The organism is Acinetobacter sp. Res13-Abat-PEC15-P4-01 (assembly GCF_015676285.1).
Classification (GTDB): Bacteria; Pseudomonadota; Gammaproteobacteria; order Pseudomonadales; family Moraxellaceae; genus Acinetobacter; species Acinetobacter nematophilus.
The window spans coordinates 130,992-150,975 of the sequence record NZ_JADAIN010000017.1 but is presented as its reverse complement, the minus strand read 5'-3'; the positions used below and the strand labels follow the sequence as shown (position 1 = coordinate 150,975).

The following is a 19,984-nucleotide window of genomic DNA, read 5'->3' as shown; positions in this document are numbered from 1 at the left end:
GCGGTGGTATTCATGTTGCTGCACGAATATAGAATCAGCATGTATAAATCGTAAGTATAAAATGAGTTCAATTGAGATCTAGATCAAAAACTTGATTAGAGCTGAATGCCTGTTTTTACTTTTAAATGAGCGGCCCAGCTGAGAGGATGTCTCAATTATTATTTTTTAATTAACAGTTGAATAGAAAGTGATGAAGTGGAATTTGAAAATAAAAATTATAAAATGTCTTTGACTTTATACTGATCAGTGAATGAAAACTCAATTAAACGCTTAATACATTTAAACATTCATTGATGAAAATCGGCAGCTCATAAGTCGAACGTGAAGAAATATAAAGATTATTGTCGTTTACTACTTCGCGATCAAAAATAACGGCACCAGCTGCTTTTAATTCGTTATTCAATCCATCAATCGAGGTTAAGCGTCGACCGATTGCAATCTGGGCGTCGATCAAAAGTTGAGGACTGTAACAGCAGAGAAAAATCGGTTTTTGTGCATTGGCAAAACTGCGGAGAAAATCAATAAAACGCGGATCTTTTTTTAAGTGATAAGGTGATTGTCCCCCAGGAATCATCAAGGCGTCAAAATCTTTGACTGAAATATCATCAATACCTAAATCTATGCTTACCGAAGATTTACGCTGTTGACTATAGACAATATTGCCTGCAGATTTTTCAATATTTCGAACAGAATGACTTGCGGCACGAAAGGCTTCTACAGGATGGTGATATTCTGTATCTTCGAAATCATGGGTGATGAGCACAGCGATTTTTTTATTCATTTTCTATGTCTCGAAATCCGCTTTTAATTTTTATCATAGTGCGCGATGCTTAAAATTCTATAGCTACTTTGTAAGTGGCATATACTGTAATTTATATATGTATTGCTGATATTTTATTCAAAATACTTGCAATAACGGAATCGTCGATAAAAGCGTTATTGCTCAACAAATTTAACTGAACTATTGTTATACTGTTTTGGGTCTAAAACTTAGACTTCTCGTAATTCTTGACTTTCAAAGGGCGATATAACAATGATCAACGATGATCAAAAAACGACTTCTCTAGATCTTGCTCAAATCCGTGAAGATATTGATTCTGTAGATCAGCAAATTCAACAACTGATTAATCGCCGTGCGAAACTGGCGGAAGCTGTTGCTAAAGCAAAGTTTGCAGCAGAAGAGAACCCGTTGTTTTATCGTCCTGAGCGTGAGGCACAAGTATTACGCAAAGTCATGGAGCGTAATGAAGGACCATTGTCGGATCAGACTATGGCGCGTCTATTCCGTGAAATCATGTCGGCATGTTTGGCACTTGAAGCGCCACAAAGTATTGCATTTTTAGGTCCTGTTGGAACCTATACCCACTCAGCTGTTTTAAAACATTTTGGTCAAGATGCTGTGGTTCGTCCATTACCGACGATAGATGAAGTATTCCGTGAAGTTGAGGCGGGCAGCGCACACTATGGCTTGGTGCCTGTTGAAAACTCATCTGAAGGTGTAGTTAACCATACCCTAGACTGTTTTAAAGCATCGCATTTGAATGTGATTGGTGAGGTTGAATTGCGTATTCATCATCAATTTCTTATTTCATCAAATACACGTAAAGACAGCATTAAACAAATTTATGCGCATCAACAAACTTTAGCTCAGTGCCGTAAATGGCTTGATGCACATTATCCTGGTGTGGAGCGTGTTGCTTTAAGTTCTAATGCCGAAGCTGCCCGCCGTATTCGTAATGAATGGCATTCAGCAGCAATAGCATCTGATGTTGCTGCAAGCATTTATGACTTGGAAATCTTGCACGGCAATATCGAAGATAATCCTGAAAATACCACGCGCTTTTTGGTGATTGGACGTGAAAAAGTTCCACAAAGCGGCAATGACAAAACTTCATTGTTAATTTCGGCACATGATCGTGCCGGAGCTTTGCTAGAGATCCTTGCACCTTTTGCTAAACACAATATCAGTTTAACCAGTATCGAAACACGTCCGGCATTGCCAGAGAAATGGGCATATGTATTCTTCATCGACTTGGAAGGTCATGTAGAGCAAGATAATGTTAAGGCTGCGATTGAAGATATTCGTCCATTAGTTAAGGAAGTGCGTGTACTGGGTTCATATCCAATCGCTGTACTTTAAAGCTGTTGTGAATTAGGTAGTTTAAAATCATCATGTCACAACCGTTATTTAAAAAAGTTGCTTTTATTGGGCTTGGGCTGATTGGTTCAAGTCTGGCGCGTGTTATTGCTGCAGAACATCTTGCGGAAAGTGTGGTTGCTGCAACACGCTCTAAGAAAACCTTGCAAGATGCAAAAGCTTTGGGGATTATCTCTGAAGGCTTTAGTGACCCTGTGGATGCGGTTCGAGATGCAGATTTAATCGTTTTAGCTTTACCCGTTCGGGCAACGCAAAAAATTCTTGAAACAATAAAGCCTTATGTATCTGCAAACGCCATTATTACCGATGTAGGCAGTACCAAGGGCAATGTGGTGGAAGCCGCACATGCTGTGTATGGTCAGGATATTCCGATCGGTTTTGTCCCTGGTCATCCTATTGCAGGTGCTGAACATACGGGTGTTCATGCAGGCAAGGTGGATTTATTTGCCAATCACAAAGTGATTTTAACGCCATTGCCGAGTAGTGCTGATTGGGCAGTGGAAAAGCTGATTCAACTTTGGCAGGCTGCTAAAGCCGAAGTCATTTGTATGGATGTTGAAAAACATGATGAGGTTTTGGCACATACCAGTCATTTACCGCATTTGATGGCATTTAATCTGGTTGAGCAGCTTGCAAATCGAGAAGATAATTTAGATATTTTTCGCTATGCTGCAGGTGGTTTTCGAGACTTCTCGCGTATTGCAGCCAGTGATCCACAAATGTGGCATGACATTTTTTTTGCCAACAAAAAAGCCATATTAAAAGCTGTAGATGGATTTGAAACGCAGCTCGCTACTTTGCGTCAACTGATTCAAGATGAAAATTCACAGGCTTTGATGGGATTGCTTGGTCATGCACAAGCTGCACGCCAACATTTCAATCATATGCTCGCCAACAAACCTTTGATGGAGAAAAATAAGGTGACACAACAATTTACCATTTTGCCGGGTCAGAAGACATTTAAGGGTAAATTTACCATCCCAGGTGACAAGTCAGTGTCTCATCGTTCCATCATGTTTGGTGCGATTGCGGAAGGAACCACACATGTGACGGGTTTTCTGGAAGGTGAAGATGCTTTGGCGACGCTGCAAGCGTTCCGTGATATGGGAGTAAGTATTGAAGGTCCAAAAAATGGTGAAGTGACCATTCATGGTGTGGGCATCAATGGACTAAAGGCACCTAAAACAGCACTGTATATGGGGAACTCAGGTACATCAATGCGTTTGCTATCAGGTATGTTGTCTGCACAACAGTTTGATTCTGTTATGACGGGTGATGCTTCTTTGTCTAAACGTCCAATGGAGCGTATCGCCAAGCCTTTGCGAGAAATGGGTGCGCAGATTCAAACAACGGGTGAACGTGGTACACCGCCTGTATCTATAACTGGTGCTCAAACTTTAAAAGGAATTCATTACGATTTACCTATGGCTTCTGCTCAGGTCAAATCTGGAATTTTATTGGCAGGTTTATGGGCTGAGGGTGAAACATCCGTTACTGAACCTGAACCGACACGGGATCACACCGAACGTATGTTGCGTGCATTTGGTTATGAGGTAAAAACACAAGGCAATCGTATTTCACTGCAAGGTGGTGGAAAGTTGGTGGGAACCGATATTCAAGTTCCTTCAGATATTTCTTCTGCTGCTTTCTTTATGGTGGGTGCTGCAATTACTGAAGGTTCGGACGTTACGCTTGAAGCCGTTGGGATTAACCCAACACGTACAGGTGTGATTGAAATTCTTAAACAGATGGGAGCTGACCTCACTGTTGAAAATGAACGTATCGCGGGCGGCGAACCGATTGCGGATATTCGTATCCGTGGTACACGTACATTGAAAGGTATTCATATGCCTGAAGATCAAGTGCCATTGGCGATTGATGAATTTCCATCTTTATTTATTGCCGCTGCTTGTGCTGAAGGGCAAACTGTATTAACGGGTGCTGCTGAGTTACGTGTGAAAGAATCTGACCGTATTCAGGTGATGGCAGATGGTTTGAAAACGCTGGGTATTGATTGTACACCGACTGATGACGGCATTATCATCGAAGGAAAGGGGAAAGCAGGTGATTGGTCTGCGATTTTCACTGGTGGTGAAATTGAATCCCATCACGATCATCGTATTGCGATGAGCTTCTCGATGGCAGGGTTACGTAATTCTGGTGAGATTAAAATTGTCGGTACTGAAACAGTTGCGACCAGTTTTCCGACATTCACTCAGCTTTCGAATCAGGCTGGACTTGAGATTCAAGTTTCTGAATAAACCTTGGAACTTAGATAGCGCTTGTCTAATATTTGTATAATTAATTGAAAACAGCCAAGCAAAAGCTTGGCTGTTTTGTTTATATTGCTTATTCTAAAACCATACAACTATAAAGCCTTTTGGATGAAGCGATGAGAACATTACAATTTACTGCAAACTGTGAAAATCATGTTAAAAGCAATGGTTATGGTCAAAATGCATGCTATGTCACTCAGGCGTATGTGACGGACTTATTATTAAAACAACTTTCTCAATACGGTTTTAAGGCGGAAATGACATCTTCTTGTGAAGATTTGGCAGTGAGTGTGGAAAATCATCCCATAGGTTTAGGGGTAAATTGTCGTTTAAATGATCAGGGTTTGTTAACCTGTGAAATTTCTGCCCATGCCGATGAAGAGCAGGTCTGGTTTAAAAAAATAGCCACTCAAAGCATGATTAAACAATTGGCAAATGCTGTAGAAAATTCTTTAAAACAGGATGATGCCTTTAGTGGTTTTGAATGGAAAAGTTAAGCTAAGCTTTGGCTTGGCTAATCAATTCAGGTTAGGGAATAACAATGCAATTACAATCATTTATCGATAAGTTTCCTGTAGATCAGGTGGACAATACTGTCAGCATTGAAATTATTAAAAAATATCAATCTTATTTACCGGAAGCTTTGCTGGAGCTTTGGCAAAAACATGGTTTTGGTTTTTATGGAAATGGTTTGATTCAGATCATTCATCCTGAACGTTATCAGGATGTATTATGGTCATGGTTAATGAAAGATGAACCTGATATGACGCGGTTGCCTATTGCAATATCTGCTTTTGGAATTGTGTTCTATTATCGGCGTCTAAGCGATGCTGGTGATGAAGATATCTCGTTTATGGATCCGCATAATTCGGATATCGGTGTAACCGTTTGGTCGTTGAACGATTTTTTTAATGACTGGCTGTGTGATGATGAAATTATTGAGCAATTTTTGGAAAAACGTGCGCTGGAAAAGGCTCAAGCTCAATATGGAAAACTAGCGCATGATCAAATGTATTGTTATCTGCCTGCACTTCGATTAGGTGGTCGTGCCGGTGATTTGAATTTGGACAAGGGGGATGCTCCCACCCATTTGGATTTTTTATATCAACTGGCTATTGAAAATTAAATTTAGGCATTGAAAGTTATTATTTAATATTGGATTTAAATCGAGATTAGAAATAAAAAAGACAGCTCAAATAAGCTGTCTTAATGAGAATGCCAAATTTATTCTACACGTAACCAAGTTTGGCTACGTCCTACTGCTGAGATCCCTAAATAACCGCGAAGAAATAATTTTTTGCCATTCGGGCTGATTTTACCTTTTAGACGATAGACTTTTCCTGAGACAGGATCGATAATTTTTCCATCGGTATAATTGACATGGTCATCTGTTTTTAAGCCTGAGATTACTTGTAAACCAATAATGGGCTTATTGGTGTAAGGGGCAGGGCAGTTGGTGCAAAACTCTTTAGGTGTATAGCCCGGACGTGGAGTAGCTTTTAACGCTGTTCCTGCATAAGTTCCATTGCTTTGTTTTTCAATTTTAACCAGACCTTTGGCTTCCCCTGTTTTGTCGTCTATGTAACGCCAAGTCCCTGTGATATCCTCGGCAAAAGCTGAAGTTGCAAAAAGTACAATAGACATTGCCCCAAATAAAAATTTTTTCATTTCCTTTATTCCTTGTTGATTATTTTAGATAACAATCATATTCATCTAAGGTCTTGATTATAGAATGAATACTTAGGTGTTTTATTTACATTATGTGCCAATAAATATAAAAATTAAAATGAATTGGCACATTCGGATAAATGATTATAAGGCTGATGAATCAGGGATGAATTTTAAGTGATCACTTTCAACTTAAAAATTCCATTGAACGGTTCGATCTGAATAGTGCATTTTAAAAACTTCTGAATCATTTCTGCTTGTGTTTTGGTGTGTTCACTCACCACTTGAGCAGTGAATTCACCACCTTGACCTAAAGCCAAAGGTAATAAAAGTTGGTCTGCCAAATATTCATCGGCAACAGCATTTGAGTCCAAATAGGCTTTTACTTGTTTGGCTAAATCATGTGCAACTTTTTCAGCACATTTCTTCTTTTCACCTAAAGCTGAGAAGACTTGCTGATGGTGTTCATAATTTAAAACAACAAATGCAGTGTTGCCTTGACTGATGCCTTGAAAATTGACTCGTTTACGTTGATTTAAGCCAAGCTTATTGTTTAAAACTTCGAGTTCTCGATCTGCAATATCTTGCTGAATATTTAACGCAGCAGCATACCCCTGTATGTCCAGTAATTTTCCTTTGGTTAAAATGCAATGCTTCAGCTTACTTTTCCATGGATGAATCGTAATATTGATTTGACCTGCGCCAATCGGGAAAAAACCTGCGCGCTCACATTCAAAATCAACCTCTATCCCAAGCTTCTGAATAAATGGAAAGAAACAATGCTGAATAAAATCAGCAGTGGGTGCCATAGGGTTATGTGTTCCACCATGAATAGTGATATGGCTGGCTTCACTCTGCATCATCAAGGCAGGTAATAATGTTTGGAAAACCAATATTGTGCTGCCTGCCGAACCAATATGAAAATCATACTTCCCAGTTTGAACATGTTGCGGTTGAAAATATAATTTTTGTGAATGTAATTCAGCACCTTCAACAACTGCATTGCTGATCCGTTGCGATGCTTGCACACAAACCAAATGTTGGCGCATCAAGCCCGGTTTCTTACGACCTGCACGGATATTCACCAACTCGAAAGGGAGACCCGTTAGCATGGATAGGGAAAGAGCGGTTCTTAAAATTTGTCCACCCCCTTCACCTTGTGAACCATCGATTTGAATGGTTTTATTTTTTAATAATGTATTCATTATCTATTTCATCATTTCTTTCTAAATCATTCGGTTTTTGAACATGTTTAAAAACCGTAATTTACTCAAATATCTAAGAGGGTGAACATACTGTCAGTGCATGGTGATGCTTGGTGCCTTGTCACTTTGCTCTCGCAAAGGTTTGCCTTGTACGTAGTGATGGGTTGATTTGTGCTTAAGGTTTTAAGCTGACCCACTCGCTCATCAAGCCACTACACTATTTTCAATCCTGTGTTGTGGAAGTAGAGGATCTTGCACTCGCCCAGTATGTTCGGGTGATCTCAAATGACGAATCATTTGAGAAAAGGTGAAATATAGTGTCAGTACGTGGTGATGCTCTATGCATAGTCACTTCGATTCACAAAGGTTTAAATGATGCTTGGTGATGGATTGATTGGTTTATTTTCGCTCTCAATCCACTTCGCTGTCATTACCCAAAAATGATGCTGACTTTTATTTCAATCTATACAGCCTTAGATCTTGTACTCGCCCAATATATTTCAGATCAGATTGGATAAACCCAATCAGATTTTTTTAGATGATCGCTTTAAACGTCAAGTAAATCAACTTGCCAGTTTGTGGCTTGTATCAGTACATTTAAATCACGTAATTTGGCACTGATATCATCAGACTGTTTTTGTAAGGATGATACTGGAATCACCTTATGCCATTTGATTTCACGTGTACTGTAGCGATCAGGCTCACGTTGGGTGTTACTGATGGCTGAAGTTAAAATTTTATGACGCTCTACAAGCTCATCGCGTTGAGTCAATAAAGCCAATAATGAGCGACCATCTGTAAGTTTTGCCAGTGCATTGGTTTGATGAATGGCATAAACAAGTTTTTGAGACTCTTGCGTCAACGCAAATACTTGTTTTAATAACTCGTTTGGATCTTCAGATGGTTCATCGCCGTCTTGTACCAATACATTTGCATTGATACGCTGTTTCAATGAAGCGAGTTTCTTCTGTTGATCGCTTCGCAATAAAAGTGCTTCTGCAAGTTTCATTTTATTTTTCCTATCTCTTTAATATTTAATCAATATTCAACACAATAATTTCATACAACATTTGCTGAGGCAATGTATCAACTGGAATTGATTCTGTAAATTTTATATAGCTTTTTAAGCTATAGTCTTGATGTAAAGCAGGCATCATAATATTAACCCTTTACACAAACTACCTGACTTAGGGTATAAACCACTTCGACCAAATCACTTTGTGCTTTCATCACATCTTCAATCGGTTTGTAAGCAGATGGGATTTCATCAATCACAGCGGCATCCTTACGGCATTCAACACCTTGTGTTTGTTCAATCTGATCTTCAACAGTAAACAGTTTTTTCGCAGCAGTACGGCTATGTACACGACCTGCGCCATGTGAACATGAACAGAAAGATTCCTGATTTCCTTTACCTTTTACGATAAAGGATTTTGCACCCATTGAACCCGGAATAATCCCATACTCACCCAAACGGGCACGTACAGCACCTTTTCGTGTTACCAACACTTCCTGACCAAAGTGTTCCTCTTTATCTACATAGTTATGGTGGCAGTTCACGGCTTCCACTTTGGCATCAAACGGTTTGTTGATGATGATTCGTAAAGCCTGTACAGCCGCTTCCATCATTAACTCACGATTTTTCATGGCAAAACGTTGCGCCCATCCAACAGCAAACCAGTAATCATCAAAATGCTCAGTACCTTCTACCAAATAGGCTAAATCTTTATCAGGCAGGTTAATGAAATGCTTTTGCATATCTTTACGTGCCAGTTCAATAAAGTGATTACCGATGGCATTCCCTACACCACGAGAGCCTGAGTGTAGCATGATCCACACCTGTTGATGTTCATCCAAACAGATTTCAACAAAGTGATTTCCGGTTCCCAAAGTACCTAACTGTTTATGGTTGTTGGTATTTTTTAAACGTGGATGCTTGGCACAGATATATTCAAAATCAGTCACTAACTCAGCCCAAGCTTGGTCTACCCGCGCTGTTGGTGTATCCCAAGATCCACGGTCACGGCGACCTCGTCCTTTGGTCATCCCATGCGGGATCAAACGTTCAAGTTCAGTACGTAATGCATGTAAATTATCGGGTAAATCAGATGCGTTTAAGGAGGTACGTGCCGCCATCATTCCACAACCAATATCCACGCCAACGGCAGCAGGAATAATTGCACCTTTGGTAGGAATGACACTTCCGATGGTTGCACCAATTCCCACGTGTACATCTGGCATTACTGCCATCCATTTATAAATAAATGGCATTTGTGCTGTCTTTAATAATTGGTCTTTTGATTTCTCATCAACAGGGACGCCTTTGGTCCACATTTTTATAGGGACACCCTTTTTATCCTGAATAATATTATAAGCACGCTCATTGGATGCTTGTTTTTCAATCTGTTCTGATACTGACATGGTCATAGCTTTTATCCTTTGCAAAACCTGCCTGCCAAGCGGTTGCAGGCAGGTGATATGTACATCCAGTGATGTATGCTCTATATATTGCAGAGAGCATGCCAACTTTGTTTTTTAATGGATTTTATTTCTTAAGTCATTGAATTTATTTTAAAAAATAAAATTCAATTTTAAAGTTAAATTTATATTTTAAAAAATTATCTAAATATATGTATTATTTTAGATAGTAATTTATCTATTTTTATATTTTAAATAGAATGAAAACAACCTGCGCCGAAACATAAAAAGAAAAATAGGCTAAAATCAATCGACAAGATCAGGCTTATTTTAGAGCCATATAAATATGCAAATAAAGTGATTGAAAATATAAGGTTATAAAGACTACTCAAAAAATATTTTGCAGAAGGTGGTGCAAATTGAGTTGTCAAATAGCCGAGCCAAATTGCGATTGGAAATATTGATATAATTGAAAAATAATAAATTCTTGAGCAGGCTGGGACATCGTCTTGATCTAAACCGCAACTCAAAGTCAGTGAAAGCAAAAAAATGGCATAGAAAAAAATAACAAGACAAAAATGAGTAAAGGAAATAACAGCAAAGCAAACCATGTGCGCATTGTTATTATTCAGGATATTTGTCATGTTACAGATTATAGTATGAAATCTGGCTGGGGAGAATTTCTTCTCCCCAAGATCAGGCTGATGAAATTTTGAATTTTAATCTGTGTTCATATTCAATACCGTATTATCCCCAATGGTTTGATAATGTTCTTGGATATGGATTTTTAACCTCAGCGCGAGAGGATCATCTTCCAGGATTTGACTATGTCCATGTAAAAGTTTCAGTTCACTTTTTTTACGACTTTTACTTGGCGGTTTTTCATGATAGTTCTGGCATTTCTTATACCAGTGGTCGGTTTCTAAATAGTATTTTTTAACTCTTAATTGTTCTAAAGCAAGATCGAGATTGTCGTCTTTCACGATGACTTTAATAGACATGTTTTGCGTTTTAAAGACTGACACCTGTCTCTGGTTTTAAATTGAATGATTAAACTAACAAATCGTTGATCAATTCACAAGCCATATTCTTAAATCGTTAACGTAGAAAAGAAAAGCAATCACAACAACTTTTGATCAGATTTTCGTGAGTCATCACGATCGGGACTTGAACCCTGCGCAAAAGCGTTACCATGTAATCCGATCTGCATTTGTGATTGCTTAATTACAACATGTTTCATCATGATCAAGTATACATCAACAAGGAGTTGAGGACGGTCGTGGCTCTACCGACTGAGCTACTGTATGTTGCCACACAGGGTGGTATCGAAACACCGACAAACGAGTAATGTAGTCCTCATTGCATTTGATGTACTTGAATCATTGTTACCGCACTGCATAAACAAAATGTTGAAGACGTTTCGTTGCTCTATCCAACTGAGCTACTTTTCAATCTTAGCTAAGAATGAAAAGGATGGGTTTGAACCATCGACCTACGCATTAAAGATGTAGTCCTCAACGCATTTTATGCATTGAATGTTGCCAACAATTTTTCGATAAAACCTCAATTATTCAAAGTAATGTAGTTCTATCTGCATTTGGCAACGGTTTTACTCAGCACAACAACTTGATATAGAAACACTTCATTCTGGAAAAATGTAGTTCCTATGGCATTTGTGCTTTTTATCTAACATTGAGGCTTTAAGTCATATGATCATGTGATACAAATACTTAAATTCAATGTTAAATCAGGTTGCAGGCTCAACTGACATGCAACTGAGCTTGCATTAAGTCTATTTTTTCAATTTCGCTAATCCAATGATTTGCGTGCATTTCATTATTGGCAAAGCTTTCAATCAGTGTGAATACAGTATCGGAAAATCCTCCTATATTCATGACATCTTTATGCTCAGGGATTTGAGTAGTCGCATAAGGTTGTAAATCAACACATACCAGTTTTGCATCAGGACTATGTTGTTTTAACTGTTTCCAATAATGCATCATCCCTGTTTGGCGGTGCGCTCTTGGGATTTGATCTGCCCAAGATTCATTATCAGAGAAGTAAATGACCATATCGACTTTGGCTTTTTCTTTTACTAACAGTTCCAAAGGCTTAGAACAATCTGTTCCGCCACCACACATGCTGGCAAACTTTTTTGCCAAAGCAAAAATATCAATTTCTAAATTTTGCTGCTTCATCAGATTTTTTCTTTTCAAATATTCCTGCACTCTGGTTAAATTGGATAAATGACGTACTTGTGTATCAAAAGCCATCAAGCGAATATTTGGGTTTACGTATTTAAAAGCACTGGCAAATAATGCTGCCACATCGACACAACGCAACTGTGAAGTTGCACCTTGGCGGTAACCTGTTATCGAACTCGACATTGAACCAGAAACATCAATCGCGATGACCACATTGCCGTGTAGTTTAGGTACATTTGAAATTGAACATTGCATTGCAAATTTTAAGGCATTGGCAATTTCATGTGGCATCTCTTGATCTAGCGCAGACCATGTCATCATCAATTGATAAGGGAATACATGACTTTTTAAAATCGATTGTTCATCCATCAATTTATCCGCAATGATTTTAGTCATCCCTTTGATCTTAAATACATCGTGACGCAAGAAGGTGTTTAAATTCATACGAAGCATTTGCCAAGATCCATTGCGTGCAATTTCAGCCCATTGCTGTTGATTTAAATTCAAATGGGTTAAAAGCTGCATAGGCACTTTGGGTAATTCTGTATTCACACCCAAGCGAAATTGCTCAAGTGCCTGTACGTGAGTAGGCAGCTGCGCAAGTTGATACTCCTTACCCAATACATAGGCAAAAAAGGCATCTTGTTCAGCTGTTTTTGGTTTAGGGTGTGTCATTTTTAGCACATCGGCAAGTGAAGGGCTGCTTCCAACATTGGTGGCAATCAGTTGTTGTGCTGATGCGGATAAAATCCATTCATTCACCATGCGTTTAGGCAAAGAACCCAATGACTTGCGACCGATCATTCCTGAGCGCATGATTTGTACAAAATTTCTGAGTTGTTTTCCGTTATCGATAATCAATGGAAAAATGCGTTTAAATAAATCTGCATCCAATTCAGAAAGTAAGGCCAATAAGACGACAGGGGTATCTTTCATATGTGCTGTTTGACGCGCGTAAATTGCAGTTTTAGCCACAAACTCTGGGTCTACTTCAAGTGCTAGGTTGAGAATATGATCCAGTTGTACTTGTGCATTTTGATAAAAAGTTTGATTGAGTGTACCTGTAGCAGTGAGTTGTGCTAATGCGGCACGGGATTTTAATGTATATGCACGACCACCAGTTTCGTTGTATGCAATGGTTTTTGGTTTTGCCTGTTGTTTGGAGGCAAAAATTGTCTTGTTCGCCATGACAGCATCCTCAAGTGAATTTTTAATTTCTTGATGGTTGTATTGCAGAGAGCGTGCCAGATTTGCTTTTTAATGTGAAAACTATTTTTAACTATATAATTTTTATGAAATAAAATTATTTTATGAAATTTATTTTCAATTTTTTAATAATTTAAATCATGAGTTTAATATCTCTATTGATATGATTATATCTATTTTTCTATTTTTTAATCAAAGATTAAAATTCATAATGTTCTGTAAATATAAAAAAGAAAGCCAACACCTATAGAAAAAATTGCATCGAAAAGATCAAATTGTAAAGACTACGCAAAAAATTTCATTTTGAGTGGTGTGGCATATTTTCTCGACAGATCATCCAATCAAATCGCCAAGACAAATCATGCGGCAAATAAATATAGTCAAACCATCTGATATTCATACAGGCGATTTGGATGATTCATTTATTTTGTACTTTTGGATCATAGATAGCCTTGTATCATGAGTCGCCATGTTGAGCGGGGATATGAACAAAAACAAAGTACTGCTTTATTTGTAGCGCAAGAACCCCGTTAGACGGAAGATTTTTGTCATTTTTCATCTCTGAAAAGTGAAGCATCGCCTATGCAAAAATAATTTAAATTTTAGAGCTAAAGCGTGGCAGTGAAAGCTTTATACCATCAAACAATATATTGATTGCTTTCATTTTATTGATCAAGAGAAATGGTATTCTACTGTATGAACTTTTTAGCAGATTGACTATAGCGGCTGTTTTTACACAATTCTGAATTTTTGAGGAAGCCGATCCATAGCCGATCAAGCCAAGAACAATGATGAAATTAAAAATAAATAACAGGCTAAACACAATCCAGAGAATATCTATGCGTCTAAAAAAGTTTTTTTATGCACACTATTTATCTTTGTTATGAAAATATTTAAGTCGAGTATCGTGTTAAAGAAACCTTGGTAAAATTATTTTTCCCAAGGTTTGAGTTGGTGAATTAGTGTGAGCTCACCACTCGCACTGAGCGCATAGCGATGGAAATCATCAGCAATATAAAAATGACCATGGTAATGCTGCGCAATTTCATCATGAATTTTCTGAACTCCAACAGTATCGTGATAACGCGGACTGAGATGCGTAGCAATCAAATTCGGCAGACTCATCATTTGCGCAAATTCTGCCACTATTTTTGCAGAGCTGTGCATTGGACCAGAACCAACTTTATCTAATACTGCTTGAGTATAGGTGGTTTCATGAATTAACAATGAGGCATCTTTACACGCATCTTTCAATAATTCAGGGTGGTCATTATCTCCACTGACAATCGCAGATACATGTTGCTTATTTTCAATTACAAAATCTTTTCCGTGAAGAGGTTGTCCGTTCCATTCAATCGTCAGTCCTTGTTGCAAATCTCCCCAAAGTTGACCTTTCGGAATCTCTAATTGAACTAACTTTTCATGATCGAGTTTGCGCTGAAGCGAAGTTGCTTTGAAAGCATAAGCATAACTTGGTACACGATGATGTAGAGGATAAATATCAATTGAAAGTTTTTCATCTAATTGAAAAGTGCTATTCAGTGTATGGCTATCGATAAAATGAAGTGGATAGGGCAAAAACAATTCAGTTAAGTGACGAGTAGCTTCTAACCATTGTTGAATCTCTTTGGGTGCAACGATGGTGATGGGGTCTTTACGTCCATTCATCCCTGCACTGGCGAGTAAGCCCATCAAACCATAGCAATGATCGCCATGGACGTGGGTAATACAAATCGCTTTCAAGTGTTGTAAAGACAGTTTGGCTTGTTGTACTCGATGCTGGGTTCCTTCACCTGCATCGACAAGAATCCATTCTTTAGCTTTGCCATAATGAATCGCTAAACCTGAAACATTGCGGGTCAATGTGGGTACGCCAGAAGATGTCCCTAAAAATGTAAACGCTAACATGGGAAATATATGCCTGTAGAATAATAAAATTTTATCTATGGTTATTGTTGTGACAAAGCAAGGCAGTTCCATCAAGAGAAGTGTCGAATCAGACAAAGATGGAGGAAAATAAGTTAAAACTTTGTACTGCAGCAGTATAGCATGATCATGTGTATGAAAATAAATAGTGATTTTTAAAATATTATGCTGAGCACAGCGAATAATATTTGCTTATTGATAAAATAAAACTATGATTTAGGCAAGATATATAAATTTTTATAGATTTATAGCAATATGCAAAAATTTAAAAAAACAGTGGTCATTGGTTTTGTGGGTTCTACTTTGGATCAAGGCAAAAAGCCTGAGCGTTGGCAACGTTGGCGTCCAACGCTAAGCTTATTGATGCATGATGATTTGGTTGTCGATGAGTTGGTGCTATTGCATGATCGGCGTAATTCAAGCTTGATAAAGCATTTACAGCAAGATGCTTTTGAAATTTCTCCGCAAACCAAAATTACAGGACATCAGGTCAATATTCGCGATCCTTGGGATTTCTCGGATATGTATGGTGCTTTATATGATTTTGTAAAGTCCTCTTCTTTTGATACTGAGAATAATGATTATTTATTGCATATCACTACGGGTACGCATGTTGCACAGATCTGTTGGTATCTATTGATTGATGCACACTATTTGCCTGCAAAATTGATTCAAAGCTCACCTACAGGAAAACAGCAACCGGAAGGCGAATACCGTATCATTGATTTGGATTTGTCACGATATGCAGCATTAACGCAACGTTTTGAACACGAGCAATCAGAGAATTGGCAACAATTAAAAGCCAATATTGCGACAAAAAATAAAGGCTTTAACCAGTTGATTCAAGAAGTTGAATTGGTGGCAACACGTTCGAGTGCACCGATTTTAATTATGGGTGCTACTGGTGTGGGTAAATCACATTTAGCCAAGCAGATATATCAGCTTAAAAAGGAAAAATTTCATCTATCCGGTCGTTTTATTGATGTGAACTGTGCAACATTGGTGGGGGACAGCGCAATGTCAACGCTGTTTGGTCATCATAAAGGTGCGTTTACGGGTGCGGTTGCAGCACGTACTGGCTATTTAAAAAGCGCAGACAACGGTATTTTGTTTCTCGATGAAATTGGTGAATTAGGGCTGGATGAGCAGGCAATGTTGCTTAAGGCACTGGAGGACAAGTCTTTCTTCCCCGTGGGCAGTGATAAAGAGGTGCATGCCGATTTTCAGTTGATTGCAGGAACCAATCGAGACTTGCGAGAGGAAGTTCGAGCGGGTCGTTTCCGGGAAGATTTATGGGCACGATTAAATACCTGGACTTTCTTTTTACCCAGCTTAAAAGACCGGGTTGAAGATATCGAGCCGAATATCGCATTTGAATTACAGCGCTTTGCGACAGCACATCAGCGACAATTAAGATTTCATAGTGATGCGCTTGAAAAATATTTAAAATTTGCTCAGTCGGCAGAGGCAATTTGGCAAGGCAACTTTCGGGATTTGACTGCAAGCGTAACCCGGATGGCGACACTGGCAAATGGAGAACGGATTGGTTTAAATGAGGTCAATACTGAAATTCATCGGCTTCAGCGTATGTGGAATATTTCTGAGCAAGAAAAAGAGCTTAAACAGTCGGTACTGACGAATATTTTAACGACTGAACAATTGGCGCAAATCGATGAGTTTGATCGTATTCAGCTACAGGGCGTCATTGAGATATGCCAAAAGTCAAAATCCATGGCTGATGCAGGCAGACGCCTATTTTCAATATCTCGTGAGCATAGGCAGAGCACCAATGACAGTGACCGTGTGAAAAAGTATTTAGCGAAGTTTGGTTTACAGTGGAGCGATGTCAGTACATCAATAAGGTGAGTATTTCACCTTATCGATTTTATTTTCCATCCACACAACTCTAAGGTACCAACAAGAAACGTGATATTGCAACACGTAGTTGTTTTAGATACCCAGTAAAGAAATGGTTTGCACCCGGTAATACCGTAATCAAATGGCGCTGTGGTTTTGCCCATTCAATTAAATCACTGAGTTTGGTGGTTGGATCAGCTTCACCATGGACGAACAGGATATCACCTTTAATCGGAGGCGTAACATAGTGGCGTAGCCCATCGACCGTAGAAGTTGGCAGACCACATAAAATCACTTGTTTGGGCTTAATTTCATCAGGTAAGGCGTGATAAGCCTTTGCCATCACATGCGCACCAAAACTAAATCCACCGACATAGAACGGTAGACTTTTGTGTAATTGTCTAACATGTTTGATGACATCTAAAATGTCTTCAGTTTCGGCAAAACCTTCATCATGGACACCGTCGCTTTGTCCTGAACCTCGAAAGCTTGGGCGATAAACAACACAGCCCTGTTCGCTGAGGATTTGTGCAAGTAAAGCTGGAACTTTATGTTGAGGAGTACCACCTTGTAGTGGGTGAGGATGACAAACGACGGCAAATCCTTTTACTTCGCCCACAGGATAGTCAACAAAAACTTCAATTTTGCCAACCGAACCTTGAATGAACAGTTGTTCGGACATAATTTAAACGATCATAAAGCAGGGAAGTGATATAGTTTACCGATTCTGCTCACAGAAAACATGAATTGGAATTAAAATATTCCGACTGTTATAGTTTGATTAGTTATTTTTTGATCAGGAAGACCATGCTCGCCTTAATTTCCCCTGCTAAGACGCTCGATTATGAAACCGCACTGCCGACTGACAAGCATACTTTACCAAGACTGTTGGACCAATCTCAACAGCTTATAGACCTAAGTCGTAAACTGTCTGCTTCTGATATTGCCAGTTTGATGCATGTAAGTGACAAGATCGCCAATTTGAATGTTGAACGTTTTCGTGACTGGAATGCTGATTTCAATTTTTCTAATGCACGACAAGCAATTTTTGCCTTTAAAGGTGATGTATATACTGGACTGGATGCGTATAGCTTGTCACAAGATGATTTAAATTTTGCGCAAAATCACTTACGCAGTCTTTCCGGACTTTATGGTTTATTGCGTCCTTTGGATCTAATGATGCCATATCGTTTAGAAATGGGGATTAAACTCGCCAATCAGCGTGGACACAATCTCTATGATTTTTGGGGAGAGCGAATTACCCAACTCATCAATGAGGATTTACAGCAAAGTGGATCTAAATTGTTGGTCAATATCGCTTCTGATGAATACTATAAATCAGTCAAAGAGGCAAAAATTCAGGCGGACATCATTAAACCTGTATTTTTAGATCAGAAAAATGGTAAATATAAAGTAATTAGCTTTTATGCAAAAAAAGCACGCGGATTAATGGCACGTTATATCATACAAAATCAATTGCAAAAGTTGGATGATTTAAAATCATTTAATCTGGATGGTTATTATTTTGATGCTGAGAGTTCATTGAAGGGTGAACTTGTATTTAAGCGTGATGAGCAAGTTGCTTAAAATAGCCTTTATTTTCGGAATTGGCTGAGCATTAAGCCAATTCCCGTTCAAAAATACTGTATTCATGTCCCGGCGAATTCATCACATTGATTTGAATAAACTCAAATCCGTCTGCTTTGAGTTGATCGGCAGAAATAATTTTTCCTGAAATCAGTTCAATTTCACCGGTTGTATTGCTCAAACTCTCCACTTCATCATCATAGTCAATATTGTGATACATCTTGATAATCACTTTAAAGATATCTTGCTGATCTTGATCTATGAATTGATGAATGACAGGTCGGTGCATGAGCTGTTCAGGTGTAAATTCATCACAAAACATGGGATCACAACCATGCTGTGCTCCATCAAAAAGTAATATTTCTTCCTTGCTTTCTGTATCGACTGCATAAATCAGTTCTGGTGCAGAATCTGTTGCGCAAATGAGCTGATAATCATCAAAGATCTCCCCATAATATCTGATTTTAAATCGTTTTGAATGTGTGGGTGATTGTACTTGTCCGCACCATTCAATATCTATTAAATCTTGGAAATAAGGGGGCATGCAGATAACAAACAAATCTACTTAAATGCGATGGTGCTGAAAATTTTGATTTATTGATCATGTGATAACTGCCAAAAATGTTGTATTAATATATAGAAGTCTATTATTTTTGATAAATATGATCATAGATAGTTCAGAAAAATACGTCAATTCATTCAATCAATATTGGGATGCGTTCATCAACAAAATCAATATGTCAAAAGCGCAAGCTGATATGTTATATGCGGTTTTATTTAATGCTTATACTGAGCCTCAACGTTATTATCATACACTGCAACATATTGTTGAGTGTCTTGATTTATTTCATCAAGTCAAAGCACGGTTAGATGATCCTGATGCTGTTGAACTCGCGATTTGGTTTCATGATGTGGTGTATAACCCTCAAGCTAAAGACAATGAAGAACTAAGTGCCCAACGCATGCAAAAACTATGTCAGGGTATTTTGACTGAATCTGTCATTGAGAAAGTTTATTCATGGATTCTTGCGACTCGGCAGCATCAACCATCTCAGCAACAGGATTTAAATTATCTATTGGATATTGATTTGGCAATTTTGGGCAGTTCAGCAACCCGCTTTCTTGAATACGAGCAGCAGATTCAGTGCGAGTATGCATGGGTAAGTAAAGAAATTTATCGAGTAAAGCGAGCAGAGGTGCTGCTGCATTTTTATCATATGCAGCCTTTGTATCAGACTGAATATTTTAGGATGTATTTTGAGGAAAATGCTAAAATAAATTTATCTAAAGCTTTATCATCCATATAAACAATGGCTTATTATTAAAAAGATCTATGAAAAAGAGCAAGTAATATTAAGGCATGTTTATTCGACATGAATTCAGGCACTGCATTTTATGGGGCACTGCAACACAAGCAAAATGATATTGTCAAAGTAGATTGTGATTATGCCGCTTTATTCAAGAGCAATCATATAGAAA

Annotated in this window: 19 protein-coding genes; 7 read left to right on the top strand and 12 right to left on the bottom strand. The window is 38.4% G+C overall.

Features of this window, described 5'->3' with window-relative positions; translation table 11 throughout:
* Positions 1-262: 262 nt before the first annotated feature.
* The gene (locus IMO47_RS06660; RefSeq protein ID WP_196076418.1) at positions 263-781 is read right to left on the bottom strand and encodes a DJ-1/PfpI/YhbO family deglycase/protease; all 519 of its coding nucleotides are present in this window, start codon (positions 779-781) and stop codon (positions 263-265) included.
* Positions 782-1,033: 252 nt separating this feature from the next.
* Between IMO47_RS06660 and pheA the strand changes: the two genes are divergently transcribed.
* From pheA to IMO47_RS06640, 4 genes are all read left to right on the top strand, one after another.
* The gene (gene pheA / locus IMO47_RS06655) at positions 1,034-2,140 is read left to right on the top strand and encodes a prephenate dehydratase (protein ID WP_196076419.1); all 1,107 of its coding nucleotides are present in this window, start codon (positions 1,034-1,036) and stop codon (positions 2,138-2,140) included.
* Between the two features lie 32 nt (positions 2,141-2,172).
* Complete coding sequence (locus tag IMO47_RS06650) at positions 2,173-4,419, top strand: bifunctional prephenate dehydrogenase/3-phosphoshikimate 1-carboxyvinyltransferase (RefSeq protein WP_196076420.1); 2,247 nt, start codon at positions 2,173-2,175, stop codon at positions 4,417-4,419.
* 131 nt (positions 4,420-4,550) lie between these two features.
* The gene (locus IMO47_RS06645; protein WP_196076421.1) at positions 4,551-4,931 is read left to right on the top strand and encodes a hypothetical protein; all 381 of its coding nucleotides are present in this window, start codon (positions 4,551-4,553) and stop codon (positions 4,929-4,931) included.
* Between the two features lie 44 nt (positions 4,932-4,975).
* Positions 4,976-5,560 carry a GAD-like domain-containing protein gene (locus IMO47_RS06640; RefSeq protein WP_196076422.1) on the top strand — a complete coding sequence of 195 codons (585 nt, stop codon included), beginning with the start codon at positions 4,976-4,978 and terminating at the stop codon, positions 5,558-5,560.
* A 98-nt stretch (positions 5,561-5,658) separates the two neighbouring features.
* On the opposite strand, the gene IMO47_RS06635 is transcribed toward IMO47_RS06640, so the two are convergent.
* The 9 genes from IMO47_RS06635 to IMO47_RS06605 form a co-directional block, all read right to left on the bottom strand.
* Positions 5,659-6,102, bottom strand: a complete 444-nt coding sequence (locus tag IMO47_RS06635) for a DUF2147 domain-containing protein (RefSeq protein ID WP_196076423.1) — start codon at positions 6,100-6,102, stop codon at positions 5,659-5,661.
* 173 nt (positions 6,103-6,275) lie between these two features.
* Positions 6,276-7,307, bottom strand: a complete 1,032-nt coding sequence (gene rtcA, locus IMO47_RS06630; RefSeq protein ID WP_196076424.1) for an RNA 3'-terminal phosphate cyclase — start codon at positions 7,305-7,307, stop codon at positions 6,276-6,278.
* A 547-nt stretch (positions 7,308-7,854) separates the two neighbouring features.
* Entirely contained in the window at positions 7,855-8,316 is a 462-nt protein-coding gene (locus IMO47_RS06625) for a DIP1984 family protein (protein ID WP_004822548.1), read from the bottom strand.
* Positions 8,317-8,341: 25 nt separating this feature from the next.
* Positions 8,342-8,464: a hypothetical protein gene (locus tag IMO47_RS19855; protein ID WP_265092655.1), complete on the bottom strand. Its 123-nt coding sequence runs from the start codon at positions 8,462-8,464 to the stop codon at positions 8,342-8,344.
* 4 nt (positions 8,465-8,468) lie between these two features.
* Positions 8,469-9,728, bottom strand: a complete 1,260-nt coding sequence (locus tag IMO47_RS06620) for an RtcB family protein (protein ID WP_196076425.1) — start codon at positions 9,726-9,728, stop codon at positions 8,469-8,471.
* Between the two features lie 716 nt (positions 9,729-10,444).
* On the bottom strand, positions 10,445-10,726 hold the full coding sequence (locus IMO47_RS06615) for a hypothetical protein (RefSeq protein WP_196077563.1): 282 nt from the start codon (positions 10,724-10,726) through the stop codon (positions 10,445-10,447).
* A gap of 119 nt (positions 10,727-10,845) precedes the next feature.
* Complete coding sequence (locus tag IMO47_RS19850; RefSeq protein ID WP_265092654.1) at positions 10,846-10,968, bottom strand: hypothetical protein; 123 nt, start codon at positions 10,966-10,968, stop codon at positions 10,846-10,848.
* Between the two features lie 517 nt (positions 10,969-11,485).
* Positions 11,486-13,117, bottom strand: coding sequence for an RNA-binding protein (locus IMO47_RS06610; protein WP_196077564.1), 1,632 nt, complete (start codon positions 13,115-13,117; stop codon positions 11,486-11,488).
* Positions 13,118-14,065: 948 nt separating this feature from the next.
* Complete coding sequence (locus IMO47_RS06605) at positions 14,066-15,043, bottom strand: ribonuclease Z (protein WP_196077579.1); 978 nt, start codon at positions 15,041-15,043, stop codon at positions 14,066-14,068.
* A gap of 273 nt (positions 15,044-15,316) precedes the next feature.
* On the opposite strand from IMO47_RS06605, the gene rtcR reads away from it, so the two are divergent.
* Positions 15,317-16,927, top strand: coding sequence for an RNA repair transcriptional activator RtcR (gene rtcR, locus IMO47_RS06600; RefSeq protein WP_196077545.1), 1,611 nt, complete (start codon positions 15,317-15,319; stop codon positions 16,925-16,927).
* Positions 16,928-16,967: 40 nt separating this feature from the next.
* Here the strand turns inward: rtcR and IMO47_RS06595 are convergent, their stop codons facing one another.
* Positions 16,968-17,600: an alpha/beta fold hydrolase gene (locus IMO47_RS06595; RefSeq protein ID WP_196077546.1), complete on the bottom strand. Its 633-nt coding sequence runs from the start codon at positions 17,598-17,600 to the stop codon at positions 16,968-16,970.
* 125 nt (positions 17,601-17,725) lie between these two features.
* Between IMO47_RS06595 and yaaA the strand changes: the two genes are divergently transcribed.
* Entirely contained in the window at positions 17,726-18,505 is a 780-nt protein-coding gene (gene yaaA, locus IMO47_RS06590) for a peroxide stress protein YaaA (protein WP_196077547.1), read from the top strand.
* 31 nt (positions 18,506-18,536) lie between these two features.
* On the opposite strand, the gene IMO47_RS06585 is transcribed toward yaaA, so the two are convergent.
* Positions 18,537-19,049 carry a hypothetical protein gene (locus tag IMO47_RS06585; RefSeq protein ID WP_227552175.1) on the bottom strand — a complete coding sequence of 171 codons (513 nt, stop codon included), beginning with the start codon at positions 19,047-19,049 and terminating at the stop codon, positions 18,537-18,539.
* 118 nt (positions 19,050-19,167) lie between these two features.
* On the opposite strand from IMO47_RS06585, the gene IMO47_RS06580 reads away from it, so the two are divergent.
* Positions 19,168-19,812 (top strand): metal-dependent hydrolase, encoded by a 645-nt coding sequence (locus tag IMO47_RS06580; protein ID WP_196077819.1) that lies wholly within the window; start codon positions 19,168-19,170, stop codon positions 19,810-19,812.
* The last annotated feature ends 172 nt before the right edge of the window (positions 19,813-19,984 follow it).